Genomic DNA, 14,252 nt, shown 5'->3' with positions numbered 1-14,252 from the left:
GCCGTACCCCGCCCCCGTCCCGTCAGTGGCTGAGGGCGGCGATGCGGTCCCGGTATCCGCGTACCGGGGCCGCGTCGCGGTAGGGCTCCAGACGCCGCTCGAACTCCCGCACGTACTCGTGCGCCCGCACGGAGCGCATTTCGGAGGCGGCCAGCGCGGCCTCGGCGCCGAGGGCGCACGCCTGGTCCAGCTCCCCGAGCCCGAGCCGTGCGGAGGCGAGCACCACCCGGCAGAACAGCCGGCTGCGCGCGAAGCCGGGCGCCCGCAGCTGGAGGGAGCGCTCCGCGTGCTGGGCGGACGCGCGGTACTGCTGGAGATCCCGGTGGCAGTGCCCGAACTCGTCGGCCAGCTGCGCCTCGTCGAAGAACCGCGCCCAGTGCGGCACGTCGTCCCCGGTCCGCACCGCCTCCAGGGTCCGCTCGGCCCGCACCAGCGATGCCGTGCACGCGCGCACCTCGCCGAGCACGCCGTGCCCGCGCGCCTCGGCCGCGTGCAGGAGCGCCTGGACGGCGGGCGGCGCAGAGGACCCCACGCCCTGCTGGGCGACCCGCGCCAGCTGGACGGCCTCGCGCCCGTGACCGAGATAGACGGCCTGGCGGCTCATCGTGACCAGGACATACGCCCCGTACGTCCGGTCCCCCGCCGCCTGCGAGAGCCGCAGCGCCTGCACGAAGTACCGCTGCGCGAGCCCGTGCGCGGCGATGTCGTACGAGGTCCAGCCCGCGAGCCGGGTCAGATCGGCGGTGGCCGCGAAGAGCCGCCGGCCGGTCTGCTCCCCGTAGGTGCCCCGCAGCATCGGTTCGGCCTCGTGCTCCAGGTAGCGCACGAGCGCCTGGCGGGCGTGGCCGCCGCCGTACGCCTGGTCGAGGGAGCGGAAGAGTTCGCCGACGGAGCGCAGGGCGGCGATGTCGCCCGCCGTGACCCGCTGGCCGGGCCCGCGCTCGGCTTGGACGCGCTGCCGGGGCAAGGGGGGCGGCCCCTGTTCGGGCCCGGACGGAAGTTTGGCCGAAGCGCGTCCCTGGGCGGGGATCCGTAGGCCGCCGTGGTCCCCGTGGGCGACCCGGTCGTCGGCCCGCCCGATCAGCCAGTCCCGGCTGGGCACGACGAGCCCCGCCGGGGTGAACGCGATCTTGCGGAGCTCCGCATGGCTGCCCGAGTCCTTGCGCCACAGGCCGCTGACGATGTCGACGGCCTCCTCGGGCGAGGCGGCGAACTCCAGACCCGCGTAGACCGGGGAGCAGGCGTCGAGCCCCAGGTCCTGGGCGGAGAGCCGGCGGCCCAGGCGCCGGGTGAACACCTCGGCGATCAGTGCGGGTGTGGTGCCGCGGGGCTGCTGGCCGCGCAGCCAGCGCGTCACGGATGTCTTGTCGTAGCGCAGGTCGAGACCGTGCTCCAGGCCGAGCTGGTCGACTCGGCGGGCCAGTCCGGCGTTGGAGAACCCTGCCTCCGCGATGAGCGCGGTGAGCTGGCGGTTGGGCGTGCGCTGCGGAGGTCGTTCCGTCATCAGCTGTGCGGTCTCCTGCCTTCCGGGCCCTTGCTGCAGCCCACATGGAACGGCGCGAATTTAGCGGCCATCACAGGCCCCATCGCGACCTTCGGCATCCCTTCATCCGATCGTGTGACGATTGCCCGGAGAACTGACGAGAAAAGGCGGCCCGTACAGTGGCTGGGGGCGCGATATGTGCACGCTGAAGGTTCTAGGGAGGCACTGACCGTGAATGAGTTGCGGTTCGTCCGCTTGGGTTTCGGAGCGGACTCGGTCGACTACCAGGAGGCCTGGGACGAGCAGCGCCGTGTGCACGCCGCCCGCTTCGCGGACGAGGTCCCCGACACCTGCCTGCTTCTCGAACACCCGCCGGTCTACACCGCGGGCCGCCGTACCGCGCCGGAGGAGCGCCCGCTTGACGGCACTCCCGTCGTGGACGTGGACCGGGGCGGCAAGATCACCTGGCACGGCCCGGGCCAGCTCGTCGGCTACCCGATCCAGAAGCTGCCGCGCCCCGTCGACGTGGTCGCGCACCTGCGCCGCCTGGAGGACGCGATGATCGCGGTCTGCGCCGAGTTCGGCGTGGAGACCTCCCGCGTCGAGGGCCGGGCGGGCGTGTGGGTGCTCGGAGACGCCAAGGACGCGACCGAGGAGCGCCCGAAGCTCGGCGGCCTGGACCTGGACTTCGACCCCCGGGTGAACGACTCCGAGTTCGACCCCCGTCTCAACGGCCCGGAGTACGCGCCCTCGAACGCCGGCCAGCGCCGCGAGGACCGCAAGATCTGCGCCATGGGCATCCGCGTCGCCAAGGGCGTCACGATGCACGGCTTCGCGCTGAACGTGAATCCGGACACCTCGAACTTCGACAAGATCATCCCGTGCGGCATCCGCGACGCGGGCGTCACCTCGCTCTCGTACGAGCTGGGCCGCGAGGTCACGATCGACGAGGTGCTGCCGGTCGTGGAGCGCCACCTGCGCGACGTCCTGGAGAACGCGGCGCTCGCCCCGCGTGTCGTCGAGAAGGCGCCCGAGAGGGAGCCCGACAAGGCGACCGCCTGAGCGGGAATGCACCCCGAAGGCCAGAGGTTGGCCACACGTAAGGCCCATCAAGACCACGGGCGTACCCTGAGGTACGCCGAAGAATCAAAGCTGTAGGGAGCCGGTCGTGTCCGCAGTCGCACCCGACGGACGCAAGATGCTGCGCCTGGAGGTCCGCAACAGCCAGACCCCCATCGAGCGCAAGCCCGAGTGGATCAAGACCCGGGCGAAAATGGGTCCCGAGTACACGAAGATGCAGAGCCTCGTGAAGAGCGAGGGCCTGCACACGGTCTGCCAGGAGGCGGGCTGTCCGAACATCTACGAGTGCTGGGAAGACCGCGAGGCCACCTTCCTCATCGGCGGCGACCAGTGCACGCGGCGCTGTGACTTCTGCCAGATCGACACGGGCAAGCCCGAGGCTCTGGACCGTGACGAGCCCCGCCGCGTCGGCGAGTCCGTCGTCACGATGGACCTGAACTACGCCACGATCACCGGCGTCGCGCGCGACGACCTGGAGGACGGCGGCGCCTGGCTGTACGCGGAGACCGTGCGCCAGATCCACGCGATGACGGCGGAGCGCGCCGAGGGCTACACCAAGGTCGAGCTGCTCATCCCCGACTTCAACGCCGACCCGGACCAGCTGGCCGAGGTCTTCTCGTCCCGCCCCGAGGTTCTCGGGCACAACGTCGAGACGGTGCCGCGCATCTTCAAGCGGATCCGCCCCGGCTTCCGGTACGAGCGCTCCCTCGAGGTCATCACGAAGGCCCGCGAGGCCGGCCTGGTCACCAAGTCCAACCTGATCCTGGGCATGGGCGAGGAGCGCGCCGAGGTCAGCGAGGCGCTGCGCCAGCTGCACGAGGCGGGCACCGAACTCATCACCATCACCCAGTACCTGCGCCCGACGCCGCGCCACCACCCCGTCGAGCGCTGGGTGAAGCCGGCCGAGTTCGTGGAGCTGAAGGAGGAGGCCGAGCAGATCGGCTTCTCCGGCGTCATGTCGGGCCCCCTGGTCCGCTCCTCGTACCGCGCCGGACGCCTGTACCAGATGGCGGTCGAGAAGCGCGGCTCGTACGTGGCCTCGCAGGCGGTCTGATCCCGCCCCATCCGCACGGCCCGCCAGCCGTGTGAAATCACGCACAAGCAGCTACCGGCCAGTAATGGCCGAGAGGACGCGGCCCTGACAGTCCCCGCAGATGGGGGGCACCGTCAGGGCCGCGTCATCGTTCGGCCCTCCCCCATCAAGGCTTCATGGGCGTTTGACCCTTCGGTCATGCCCTGGTAACACCAAACAGTGACGCTGTACTCACGCCACGTACTCACTGTCAGAGCCGCTCCCGAGGGGACCTCCCAATGCAGGCCGCGCCCGTACGCGCCACCGCCATCCCGACCTTCACCGACGCTCTGCGCGCGGTCGAGTCGCTGCTCATGAGCAGCGGTCAGCGCACCGCACGCCGCAACGCCTGGACCTCCGTGCTCGAGGACCGCCGCCGCGCCAAGGACCGGGTGGAGGCACAGCGGGTGCTCGAGAAGGCTGTGGCCGCCCGCACGTCGTAGGCACTTGCCCGGACACGTAGACTTCAAGGCATGGCGAGGAAGGAAACCGCAGCGGACGCTGCGAACCCCGGGCGACTCAAGCAGATCGCTCTGACCTTTAAGATGACCCGCAAGGCCGATCCGATGATCGCCCTTGTACTCGCGGGTGTGGGAATCGTCACCTTTGGTGTGTTCCTCGCGATCGGTTTCTTGATCGGTCACCCGGTATATCTCGGAATTCTCGGCTTCCTGCTCGCCTTCCTCGCGATGGCGATCGTCTTCGGACGCCGTGCCGAGCGAGCAGCCTTCGGGCAGATGGAGGGCCAGCCCGGCGCGGCTGCCGCGGTACTCGACAACATCGGCCGTGGCTGGACCACGACCCCGGCCGTGGCGATGAACCGCAGCCAGGACGTCGTCCACCGGGCGGTCGGCAAGGCCGGCATCGTCCTGGTAGCCGAGGGCAACCCGAACCGCGTGAAGACGCTGCTGGCGGCCGAGAAGCGGAAGATGGCCCGCATCGTCTCCGACGTGCCGGTCAACGACATCCTCGTCGGCAACGGCGAGGGCCAGGTGCCGCTCAAGAAGCTCCGCACGACCATGCTCAAGCTCCCCCGTATTCTCACGGGCCCGCAGGTCACGACGACCAACGACCGCCTGCGGGCGATGGGCGACCTGATGAGCAACATGCCGCTCCCCAAGGGCCCGATGCCCAAGGGCATGCGGATGCCGCGCGGTGGCGGCCCCAAGGCCCGCTGACCCTTCTACTACGACGATGAGGCCCCGGAACCGATCGGTTCCGGGGCCTCATCGTCGTAGTAGGTCGTAGGAGAGCGTCCAGGCGGGCCGGCGTCAGATGTCAGGCGCGGACCTGGACCGCGCGGGCCAGGCGGTCGTGCAGGCCGCGGCCGTCACGGTCCCAGATCAGCGCGGGGACGGCGACGCACAGGAGCACCGTGCGGACCAGGACGCGGCCGACGCCGAGGCGGCCGGAGCCGTCCTGCGCGACGACGCGCAGACCCATGATCCGCTTGCCCGGCGTGAAGCCGACGGTGCCGACGGTGAGCAGGCCGAGGACGAAGAAGATCCCGAGGGCCCAGTTCCCCGTCGCCTGGTCGTAGCCGTGCGTGAGGAGCCCGTATGCGATCAGCATGCACAGGGCCCAGTCGATGAAGAGGGCGGCGATACGCCTGCCGGGTCGGGCGATGGAGCCCGGCCCCTCCTCGGGCAGCCCCAGCTGCTCACCGCGGTACCCGAACTCGACACCCGCGTCCTCTGCGGCCGCGCGCGGCCCGGAGAGCCACGATCCGATTGCTTGCCTGTTGTCCACCCGTCCAAGGTACTGCGCTCGGCCACCCGGCCCGCTCCGGCCCCCGGCTCGGTTAACTTCGGCGAAACAAATGGGTCATGCTTGAGAAATCCCCCGTACCTATGGTCGGGTCCCAGCGTGTGCCACCGCACTGGCCGCACCACCGAGCTGCAACCCCGCCCCTCCCGGGTGGGAGTAGGAGGAGTTGGATGTTCCAGAACGCCGATGACGCCAAGAAGTTCATCGCGGACGAGGACGTCAAGTTCGTCGACGTCCGGTTCTGCGACCTGCCGGGTGTGATGCAGCACTTCACGGTGCCGGCCGCGGCGTTCGACCCCACCGAGGAGCTGGCCTTCGACGGATCCTCGATCCGTGGCTTCCAGGCCATCCACGAGTCCGACATGGCGCTCCGCGCCGACCTGACCACCGCGCGCATCGACCCCTTCCGCCGCGACAAGACGGTCAACATCAACTTCTTCATCCACGACCCGATCACGGGCGAGCAGTACTCCCGTGACCCGCGCAACGTCGCGAAGAAGGCCGAGGCGTACCTGGCCTCGACGGGCATCGCCGACACCGCGTACTTCGGCCCCGAGGCCGAGTTCTACGTCTTCGACTCGGTCCGCTTCGAGACCTCCGCGAACCGCTCGGTCTACGAGATCGACTCCGAGGCCGGCGCCTGGAACACCGGTTCTGAAGAGAACAACCGCGGCTACAAGGTCCGCTACAAGGGCGGTTACTTCCCGACCCCGCCGGTCGACCACTTCGCCGACCTGCGCGCGGAGATCTCCCTCGAGCTGGACAAGAACGGTCTCCAGGTCGAGCGCCAGCACCACGAGGTCGGCACGGCCGGCCAGGCGGAGATCAACTACAAGTTCAACACGCTGCTCGCCGCGGCCGACGACCTGATGCTCTTCAAGTACATCGTGAAGAACGTCGCCTGGCGCAACAACAAGACCGCGACCTTCATGCCGAAGCCGATCTTCGGTGACAACGGCTCGGGCATGCACGTCCACCAGTCCCTGTGGGCCAACGGCGACCCGCTGTTCTACGACGAGCAGGGCTACGCCGGCCTCTCGGACATGGCGCGCTACTACATCGGCGGCATCCTGAAGCACGCCCCGTCGCTGCTCGCCTTCACGAACCCGACGGTGAACTCGTACCACCGCCTGGTCCCGGGCTTCGAGGCGCCGGTCAACATGGTCTACTCGCAGCGCAACCGCTCCGCCGCGATGCGCATCCCGATCACGGGCTCGAACCCGAAGGCCAAGCGCGTCGAGTTCCGCGCGCCGGACCCGTCCTCGAACCCGTACCTCGCCTTCTCGGCCCTCCTGATGGCCGGCCTCGACGGCGTGAAGAACAAGATCGAGCCGGCCGAGCCGATCGACAAGGACCTGTACGAGCTGGCTCCCGAGGAGCACGCGAACGTCCAGCAGGTCCCGACCTCGCTCCCCGCGGTCCTCGACGCCCTCGAGGCGGACCACGAGTACCTTCTGGCCGGCGGTGTCTTCACCCCCGACCTGATCGAGACGTGGATCGACTACAAGCGCACGAACGAGATCGCCCCGATCCAGCTCCGCCCGCACCCGCACGAGTTCGAGCTGTACTTCGACATCTAGGAAGCACGGCCGGGTTCCCCGGGCGCGTTTCTGAGCGGTGTGGCCCCCGTCGCCTCCTCCCGGAGGGGCGGGGGCTTCGTTCTGCGTGTTGCCGTAAACGCTCATAAACTCGGGCGAAGTTGCACAGACTTCCGAGGAGTGCCGTATGAGCAATCTGTTCGTCGTCGCCTACAACGACCTCGCCACGGCCAATCAGGTCCGCGAGAAAATGCTCGATCTGGCCAAGCAGCACCTCGTCGAGCTCGAGGACATCGTGGTCGTCGAGCGGCGCGAGGACGGGAAGATCAAGCTGCACCAGGCCGTGAACTACACGGCGACGGGTGCGGCCGGCGGGGCGCTGTGGGGCGGTGTCATCGGGCTGCTCTTCCTGGTGCCGCTGCTCGGTGCGGCCGTCGGTGCCGCGGCCGGGGCCGCCGGTGGTGCCGCGACCGACACGGGCATCAACGACGACTTCATGAAGGACCTGAGCCAGAACCTGCAGCCCGGCGCCGCCGCGCTGTTCGTCCTGGTGAAGCAGGCCTCCCCGGACAAGGTCATCCCCGAGATCGCGACGTACGGCGGTCATCTCGTCCAGACCTCGCTGAGCAACGAGGAGGAGGAGCAGCTGCGGGCGGCCCTGGAAGCGGCCCGGGGTGGCGCAGCAGCGCAGGAGGCCCCGAAGGAGGCCTGAGTATCCGTACGGTCCTGTGGGATACGGCCGTTCCCGTCCGGGGGCGGCCGTACCGGCGTTCTCAGACGCCCGGTGCCACCGTGATCAGGCCCTCCGACGCCGCCCTGCGCAGGGCCGTGTGGTCGGTGGCGTTCTGGTCGGTGTAGCGCAGCGCGAAGTCGGCCACGGCGCGGTCGAAGGTGTCGGCGCGGCCCAGGTAACCGGAGATGGCTATGCGGTCCCCGGAGCGGGCGTGGGCGCGGGCCAGGGTGTTGCCGCACAGTTCGGCGTAGAAGCGCAGCTCGTCCGGGCCCAGGCCGGCGACGTCGGCGGAGCCCTTCATGTCGCGCAGCTGACGCCAGTAGAAGGCGCGGCCCTGGGGGCCGGTCATCCAGCCGAGGAAGATGTCACCGGTGGCCTGGAGCAGGCGCTGGCCTGCGACGACGCGGTGGCCCGGGTGGACATAGGGGCCGTGCGGCAGGTGTTCCTCTATGACGGACCGGGTGGCCTCCTTGATCTGGAGGAACAGGGGGTCGTCGGCGTCGCGCCCTTCGAGCAGCACGATGAAGCAGCGGGTGCCGACGCTGCCGACGCCGACGACCTTGCGGGCGGCATCGACGAAGTGGTAGCGGTCGAGGAGGCGGCGGCGTTCCTCGGCGAGGGTGGAGCGGTAGTCGCCGAACAGTTTGCGCACCGTGGCCGCGTCGGGGGTGCTCGCCGGTTCGAGGAGCGGCGGGTCGTTGATGATGCGGCGGCGCCCGTCGACGACCTCGGTGAGTTTGCCGAGCGCGTGGAGGCTGGTGCGGCGGGTGGCGTGGGCGAGGGTCGCCTGGACGCGACGGCGGTCGCGACCGGCGCGGATGACGGGCAGCAGCTCGTGCGCGTCGACGTGCTCGTACCAGACGGCGAGTTCGCCCATCCCGGCGAGCCGGCGCATCGTCGTGCGGTACGCGGCCGTGGCGGCGCGGGCCGACCTGAGGGCCTGGGTGTCGCTGTGCCCGTTGTCGCGGGCTGCGACGGCCACGCTCGCGGCCAGCCGTTTCACGTCCCATTCGAAGGGGCCCGGGCTGGTCTCGTCGAAGTCGGTGACGTCGAAGAGCAGGGACCGTTCCGGGGACGCGAACAGGCCGAAGTTCAGCAGGTGGGCGTCGCCGCAGAGTTGGACCGTGAGGCCGGTGGCGCGCTGGGTGGCCAGGTCGCCGGCCATGATGGCGGCGGCGCCGCGCAGGAACGCGAACGGGGAGGCCGCCATCCGTCCGTACCGGATGGGCAGCAGTTCCGCGACGCGGTCGGCCGCCTGCCGTTCCAGTACGACGACGGGGTCGACGCGGTCGGCGGCGGGGATCCACGCACCGTGCGAGGCGCGTGAGGCGCGCTTGCGGGCCGCCCTGCCCAGGGCGACCCTGGCCTCGGGGGTGGTCATGCCGCACCGTCCGCGTGGCCTGCGGAGCCGGTCACGGCTAGTGCCGCAGCGCTCGGCCGACGTCCGCTCTCACGTCGCCGGTGAGGTTGCGGTTGCTGCGGGCCGTCGCCTTCTCGGACTTGCCCTTGTCCACGTCGTCGACCGTGACCACGACCGTGTCGAGAAGATTGCCGCTGCTGTCACGGAAGTTGACCTGTACCGCGTACGAGGCCTGGGACCCGGAGCTGTTGGTGGCGGTGACGGGGACCGTCAGCCGGTCGCCGTCCTTCGTCACGTCGCCCAGCGCGATGTCGCCCTTGGCGTTCACGCCGCCCTTGATACGGTCCAGCTCTTCCTTGGCCTTCGCCGTGGCCGACGCGACGACGTCACCGCCCCGGGACGCCGCGGACGACGCCGCGGACGCGGCCTTGGACACCGCGCCGGAGGGGCTGGTGTCGTTGTCCGAGCACCCGGCCGCCACGAGCAACACCGGCGCCACGAGCAGAGCGGCTGCCGCTCCCCGTATGCCACGTCCCGACATCATGCCTCCCTCTGCCAGTTCCGCTCACCCGTCGTCTCAGTCAAGGCGGCCGGGGCCCGGGCGGCATGCCGGGTACGGCAAACAGGTGAATGCGCCCGGGCCCAGGGCAGGATGGGGGCACGGTCGGCGAACAGTCCTGGGAGGACCTCGTGAGTGGTAGGCGGCGGCACATCGGGGCGCCGGAGCGGCGGGCCAGGCTCGCGGCCGGGCAGCGGCTCGCGCCGTCCGCGCGGGCGGGGTCCGCCGAGGAGGTCGCCGGGTCGCTCGTGGCGCTGCACGGCACGGACCCGGCCACCGTGTACCTGGCGGTGGGCGCCCGCCTCAGGGACCCGTCGAAGACGGTCGCCGATGTCGAGCGCGCCCTGTATACGGACCGCTCCCTGGTACGCATGCACGGCATGCGGCACACGGTGTTCGTGTTCCCCGCCGCGCTCACGGCCGTGGTGCACGCGTCGACCGGTGTGGCGGTCGCCGCGCGGGAGCGCGCCTCCTTCGTCAAGCATCTGGAGGCGGGCAGCGAGCGCGACGCGGCGTGGCTCGCGGACGTCGAGGCGGGCACCCTGGCGGCGATCGGGGCGCGCGGCGAGGCCACCGCGGCCGAACTCGCCCAGGACGAGCCCCGTTTGCGTACGCAGCTGCTGTACGCGCCGGGCAAGAAGTACGAGGCGTGGCAGTCGATCTCGACGCGGCTGCTGCGCGTGCTCGGCATGGAGGGGCGCGTGGTGCGTGGGCGGCCCCGCGGGTCGTGGACGTCCAGCCAGTTCAGGTGGGCGCTCACGCCCGCGCATCCCGAGCTCCCCGCGGCCGAGGCGCAGTCGGAACTCCTCCGGCACTGGCTCGGCTCGTGCGGTCCGGCCACGGAAGCCGACCTCAAGTGGTGGACGGGGTGGAAGGTCACCGACGTACGCAGGGCGCTCGTGGCCGTCGGGGCGGTCGAGGTGGAGCTGGACGAGGGGGCCGGGTTCGTGCTCCCCGACGCCGTCGAGCCGGTCACCACGGACGCCGGGCCGTGGGCGGCCCTGCTCCCGGGGCTCGACCCGAGCGCGATGGGCTGGCAGCAGCGCGACTGGTATCTGCCGCCGGAGCTGCGGGCGCCGCTCTTCGACGGGGCGGGCAACATCGGGCCCACCGTGTGGTGGGACGGGCGGATCGCCGGCGGATGGGCCCAGGGCAAGGACGGCGTCATCCGGTGGCGACTGCTCGCGGATGTGGGCCGGGAGGCCGCGGCCGCCGTCGAGGCGGAGGCCGCGCGGCTCCAGGAGTGGGTGGGCGAGGCGCGGGTCACTCCCCGCTTCCGTACGCCTCTGGAGAAGGAGCTGGCGGGACCGGCGCCGACGAAGAAGTGAGAACTGCCGTGCGCCGTCCGCCCGTTGAAAGCCGGACGGGCGGACGGCGCACCTGTCCGTCAGCGGCTGTAGCGCATCAACGCGCGCACCATGTGGCAGGTGATGTCCGACGGCGGGTGGATGCCGACGCGCTCCGCCGTGCTCCGTATCGTCCGGTTGTGGGCCTGGTTCGGAAGGTAGACGCCCGAGTCGAGCAGGGCGATCGCGAGGCGCATGGCCTTGAGGCGGCGGTTGTGCGTGATGTACCAGTCACGCGGCCGTCCCGCGGGCAGGGCCTTCTTTTCGAGTGGTTTGCCGGGCAGGTCGATCAGCATCGGTGCGGCAGCGGGCACAGACATCCTCCTGTCGCGGGAGGGAGACCTTCCGAGGCCCTCCGCGGCCCCGGACGCTCCCTCGAACACTGCTTCTATTCTACTGCCGGGCACTGACAATAGCCGCTGGCCACAAGGCCTTTCCCGTACCTTTGACCCCATGGAAATCTGGATCAACCCCGCCTGTTCGAAGTGCCGCAGCGCGCTCTCCCTGCTCGACGCGGAAGGCGCCGACTACACGGTGCGGCGCTATCTGGAGGACGTGCCGTCCGAGGACGACATCCGCGCCGTTCTGAAGCGGCTCGGGCTCGAGCCGTGGGACATCACGCGGACGCAGGAGGCCGACGCGAAGGAGCTCGGCCTGAAGGACTGGGCGCGGGACGCGGGTTCGCGCGACCGGTGGATCGCGGCGCTCTCCGCGCACCCGAAGCTCATCCAGCGGCCGATCATCACGGCGGAGGACGGTACGGCCGTGGTGGCACGCAGCGAGGACGCGGTCCGGGACGCCCTCGGACGCCACTGAGCCGCGACGGGCTCGCCCCGTGGGTCCAACTCTCGTGTGACGTACGTTACTTGAGCTCCCCTTGGGTCAGTTGAGTTCCGCCCTCCGGTTACCCGTACGTAACGGTGCGCGCACCGACGTTCGTAACGACGACAGGAGGCGGACATGTCCCGCAGGAGAAGGATGGGCCCCCGGAAGAAGGCCGCGCTCGCGGTGAGCGCGGCCCTCGTCGCCGGAGGCGCGGCGTTCGCGCTCGCCAGTACGGGCAATGCGGCGCCGGTCGCGCAGAACGCCCAGGTCTGCCAGGGACTGGAGACCGCGATCGCCAACAACCAGAAGTTCATCGACGGGCAGCGGGCCGCCCCGGACGCGCAGTCCGAGGCCCGCATCGCCAACCGGGAAGCGGTCATCGCCGAGATCCGGCGCAAGGAGGCGGCGTCCGGCTGCGAGGCCGGGGACGGAGCCGGGGCGCAGGCCGGATCCGGTGCTGATGACGCGGCGGGAGCCGGAGCACAGGCCGGGGACGGAGCCGATGACGCGGCCGGCGGCATGGAGACCGTGACGGCCGCACCACAGGACACGGTCACCGCCGAGCCCGACCCCACCGACACCGCCGGAGGGGACGCCGCCGGTGAGCAGGTCTGTGCCGGTTCGACCGTGACGCTGTCCGGTGAGGGGGGCGCGCCCGCCGCGTCCAGCGGGCAGTTCCCGGCCGGGACGAAGCTCAAGGTCACCAACCTGGACAACGGCAAGTCCACGTCCGTCGAGGTCACCTCCGCCTCCGGGAGCTGCGTCCTGCTGAACGACTCGGCGTTCGAGCAGGTCCGCGAACCGGGCAAATTCCTCATCCGCAACGCACGTATCGAGAAGGTGGGCTGACCCCACAGGCCTGCGGCCCCGGCCCGCGCGCGTGCCCCCATGACGCGCGCGGGCCGGGGCCGTCCGGCGAAACGTGACTCCGGCCACAAAGGGGCCCGGGTAACACGGGGTTCACATACGGGCAACGGACGGGAAATCGCCTGTTGACAGTCTGCGGAGCAGCACACCGAGGCGCCGCACCCGCACATGACTGCGCCGTACAGACCCACCCGAAGGATGTGGCCCCGTGACGTTCAAGGCTGAGTACATCTGGATCGACGGCACCCAGCCGACGGCCAAGCTCCGTTCGAAGACGAAGATAATCGCGGGTTCCGCGCCGGCGCTCGAAGAGCTGCCGATCTGGGGCTTCGACGGTTCGAGCACCAGCCAGGCCAAGGGTCACGCCTCCGACCGCGTACTGCGCCCCGTCGCCTCCTACCCGGACCCGATCCGCGGCGGCGACGACATCCTCGTCCTGTGCGAGGTCCTGAACATCGACATGACGCCGCACGAGTCCAACACGCGCGCCGCGCTCGCCGAGGTCGCGGAGCAGTTCGCCGCGCAGGAGTCGATCTTCGGCATCGAGCAGGAGTACACGTTCTTCGAGGGCGAGCGCCCGCTCGGCTTCCCCGTGGGCGGCTTCCCGGCCGCGCAGGGCGGCTACTACTGCGGCGTCGGCGCGGACGAGATCTTCGGCCGTGACGTCGTCGAGGCGCACCTGGACAACTGCCTCAAGGCGGGTCTCGGGATCTCCGGCATCAACGCCGAGGTCATGCCCGGCCAGTGGGAGTTCCAGGTCGGCCCGCTCGCCCCGCTCGAGGTCTCCGACCAGCTGTGGGTGGCCCGCTGGCTGCTGTACCGCACCGCAGAGGACTTCAACATCTCCGCGACCCTCGACCCGAAGCCGGTCAAGGGCGACTGGAACGGCGCGGGCGCGCACACCAACTTCTCCACGAAGGCGATGCGCGAGGGCTACGACGCGATCATCACCGCGTGCGAGTCGCTCGGCGAGGGCTCGAAGCCGATGGACCACGTCAAGAACTACGGCGCGGGCATCGACGACCGCCTGACGGGTCTGCACGAGACCGCCCCGTGGAACGAGTACAGCTACGGCGTCTCCGACCGCGGCGCCTCGGTCCGCATCCCGTGGCAGGTCGAGAAGGACGGCAAGGGCTACATCGAGGACCGCCGCCCGAACGCGAACGTCGACCCGTATGTCGTGACGCGCCTGATCGTCGACACCTGCTGCAGCGCTCTGGAGAAGGCCGGCCAGGTCTGATCCCCGGCTCCTGTTTCCCGAAGGGCGCCCACCGGTCCGGTGGGCGCCCTTCGCGCTGCCCGTCCGGAGAGCCGCGCGGAACGTCAAGTTCACGCCAAGGTGCCGTCCGACCGGTGAGAGGGGGGTCCTGCCCCGCGAACCCGTCTGCTTCAATGGGGGCATGGCCAGCTTCCAGAACACCGCGACGGGTCGCCACGACCTCGAGCCCTTCTGGCCTTCCCGTCAGCACCACGACTTCGACCGGGTGTGTTGCCGCGCGGAGAACGCGCAGGCCCTCTAAAGCCGACTCACCCCGGCGTTCGGCCCGCGCGCACGACGTAGGTCCTTCTGTGACCTCGCAGTTCTCGACGATCTCGATGACTCCTCGCGCGAAAGAGTTGAC

At 70.4% G+C, this 14,252-nt stretch carries 16 protein-coding genes; 11 read left to right on the top strand and 5 right to left on the bottom strand.

What is annotated here, in order from left to right:
- Positions 1–22: 22 nt before the first annotated feature.
- A complete protein-coding gene (locus tag OG758_RS33515; protein ID WP_326713345.1) occupies positions 23–1,504 on the bottom strand; it encodes a regulator in 1,482 nt (493 codons plus the stop codon).
- Between the two features lie 210 nt (positions 1,505–1,714).
- Here OG758_RS33515 and lipB point away from each other — a divergent pair, with 210 nt between their 5' ends.
- The 4 genes from lipB (at position 1,715) to OG758_RS33495 (ending at position 4,813) form a co-directional block, all read left to right on the top strand.
- A complete protein-coding gene (gene lipB / locus OG758_RS33510; protein ID WP_326713344.1) occupies positions 1,715–2,545 on the top strand; it encodes a lipoyl(octanoyl) transferase LipB in 831 nt (276 codons plus the stop codon).
- 106 nt (positions 2,546–2,651) lie between these two features.
- Positions 2,652–3,617, top strand: coding sequence for a lipoyl synthase (locus tag OG758_RS33505; protein ID WP_116502481.1), 966 nt, complete (start codon positions 2,652–2,654; stop codon positions 3,615–3,617).
- Positions 3,618–3,874: 257 nt separating this feature from the next.
- Positions 3,875–4,078 (top strand): SCO2195 family GlnR-regulated protein, encoded by a 204-nt coding sequence (locus tag OG758_RS33500; RefSeq protein WP_326713343.1) that lies wholly within the window; start codon positions 3,875–3,877, stop codon positions 4,076–4,078.
- Between the two features lie 30 nt (positions 4,079–4,108).
- On the top strand, positions 4,109–4,813 hold the full coding sequence (locus OG758_RS33495; RefSeq protein WP_326713342.1) for a DUF4191 domain-containing protein: 705 nt from the start codon (positions 4,109–4,111) through the stop codon (positions 4,811–4,813).
- A 100-nt stretch (positions 4,814–4,913) separates the two neighbouring features.
- Here the strand turns inward: OG758_RS33495 and OG758_RS33490 are convergent, their stop codons facing one another.
- Positions 4,914–5,384: an RDD family protein gene (locus OG758_RS33490; protein WP_326713341.1), complete on the bottom strand. Its 471-nt coding sequence runs from the start codon at positions 5,382–5,384 to the stop codon at positions 4,914–4,916.
- A 188-nt stretch (positions 5,385–5,572) separates the two neighbouring features.
- Between OG758_RS33490 and glnA the strand changes: the two genes are divergently transcribed.
- Both glnA and OG758_RS33480 read left to right on the top strand, forming a co-directional pair.
- Positions 5,573–6,982, top strand: coding sequence for a type I glutamate--ammonia ligase (gene glnA / locus OG758_RS33485; protein WP_326713340.1), 1,410 nt, complete (start codon positions 5,573–5,575; stop codon positions 6,980–6,982).
- A gap of 145 nt (positions 6,983–7,127) precedes the next feature.
- Positions 7,128–7,652 (top strand): DUF1269 domain-containing protein, encoded by a 525-nt coding sequence (locus tag OG758_RS33480; RefSeq protein ID WP_326713339.1) that lies wholly within the window; start codon positions 7,128–7,130, stop codon positions 7,650–7,652.
- A 61-nt stretch (positions 7,653–7,713) separates the two neighbouring features.
- On the opposite strand, the gene OG758_RS33475 is transcribed toward OG758_RS33480, so the two are convergent.
- Together OG758_RS33475 and OG758_RS33470 are read right to left on the bottom strand one after the other, a co-directional pair.
- The gene (locus tag OG758_RS33475) at positions 7,714–9,054 is read right to left on the bottom strand and encodes a DUF2252 domain-containing protein (RefSeq protein WP_326713338.1); all 1,341 of its coding nucleotides are present in this window, start codon (positions 9,052–9,054) and stop codon (positions 7,714–7,716) included.
- Positions 9,055–9,091: 37 nt separating this feature from the next.
- Positions 9,092–9,577 carry a hypothetical protein gene (locus OG758_RS33470; RefSeq protein ID WP_326713337.1) on the bottom strand — a complete coding sequence of 162 codons (486 nt, stop codon included), beginning with the start codon at positions 9,575–9,577 and terminating at the stop codon, positions 9,092–9,094.
- A 146-nt stretch (positions 9,578–9,723) separates the two neighbouring features.
- On the opposite strand from OG758_RS33470, the gene OG758_RS33465 reads away from it, so the two are divergent.
- Positions 9,724–10,920, top strand: coding sequence for a winged helix DNA-binding domain-containing protein (locus tag OG758_RS33465; protein WP_326713336.1), 1,197 nt, complete (start codon positions 9,724–9,726; stop codon positions 10,918–10,920).
- Positions 10,921–10,979: 59 nt separating this feature from the next.
- Here the strand turns inward: OG758_RS33465 and OG758_RS33460 are convergent, their stop codons facing one another.
- The gene (locus tag OG758_RS33460; RefSeq protein WP_376001435.1) at positions 10,980–11,258 is read right to left on the bottom strand and encodes a hypothetical protein; all 279 of its coding nucleotides are present in this window, start codon (positions 11,256–11,258) and stop codon (positions 10,980–10,982) included.
- 133 nt (positions 11,259–11,391) lie between these two features.
- Here OG758_RS33460 and OG758_RS33455 point away from each other — a divergent pair, with 133 nt between their 5' ends.
- The 4 genes from OG758_RS33455 to OG758_RS49130 all read left to right on the top strand — a co-directional run bounded on the left by OG758_RS33455 (position 11,392) and on the right by OG758_RS49130 (position 14,150).
- The gene (locus OG758_RS33455) at positions 11,392–11,754 is read left to right on the top strand and encodes an arsenate reductase family protein (protein ID WP_326713335.1); all 363 of its coding nucleotides are present in this window, start codon (positions 11,392–11,394) and stop codon (positions 11,752–11,754) included.
- 144 nt (positions 11,755–11,898) lie between these two features.
- A complete protein-coding gene (locus OG758_RS33450) occupies positions 11,899–12,612 on the top strand; it encodes a hypothetical protein (protein ID WP_326713334.1) in 714 nt (237 codons plus the stop codon).
- 226 nt (positions 12,613–12,838) lie between these two features.
- Positions 12,839–13,870 (top strand): glutamine synthetase, encoded by a 1,032-nt coding sequence (gene glnII, locus OG758_RS33445; RefSeq protein WP_326713333.1) that lies wholly within the window; start codon positions 12,839–12,841, stop codon positions 13,868–13,870.
- 55 nt (positions 13,871–13,925) lie between these two features.
- Positions 13,926–14,150, top strand: coding sequence for a hypothetical protein (locus OG758_RS49130; RefSeq protein WP_372563506.1), 225 nt, complete (start codon positions 13,926–13,928; stop codon positions 14,148–14,150).
- The last annotated feature ends 102 nt before the right edge of the window (positions 14,151–14,252 follow it).

It is taken from the genome of Streptomyces sp. NBC_01474 (assembly GCF_035918215.1).
In the GTDB taxonomy this organism is placed as follows: Bacteria; Actinomycetota; Actinomycetes; order Streptomycetales; family Streptomycetaceae; genus Streptomyces; species Streptomyces aureus.
Note: the sequence above shows the minus strand (reverse complement) of the source record. Positions and strands in the feature narration are given on the sequence as shown.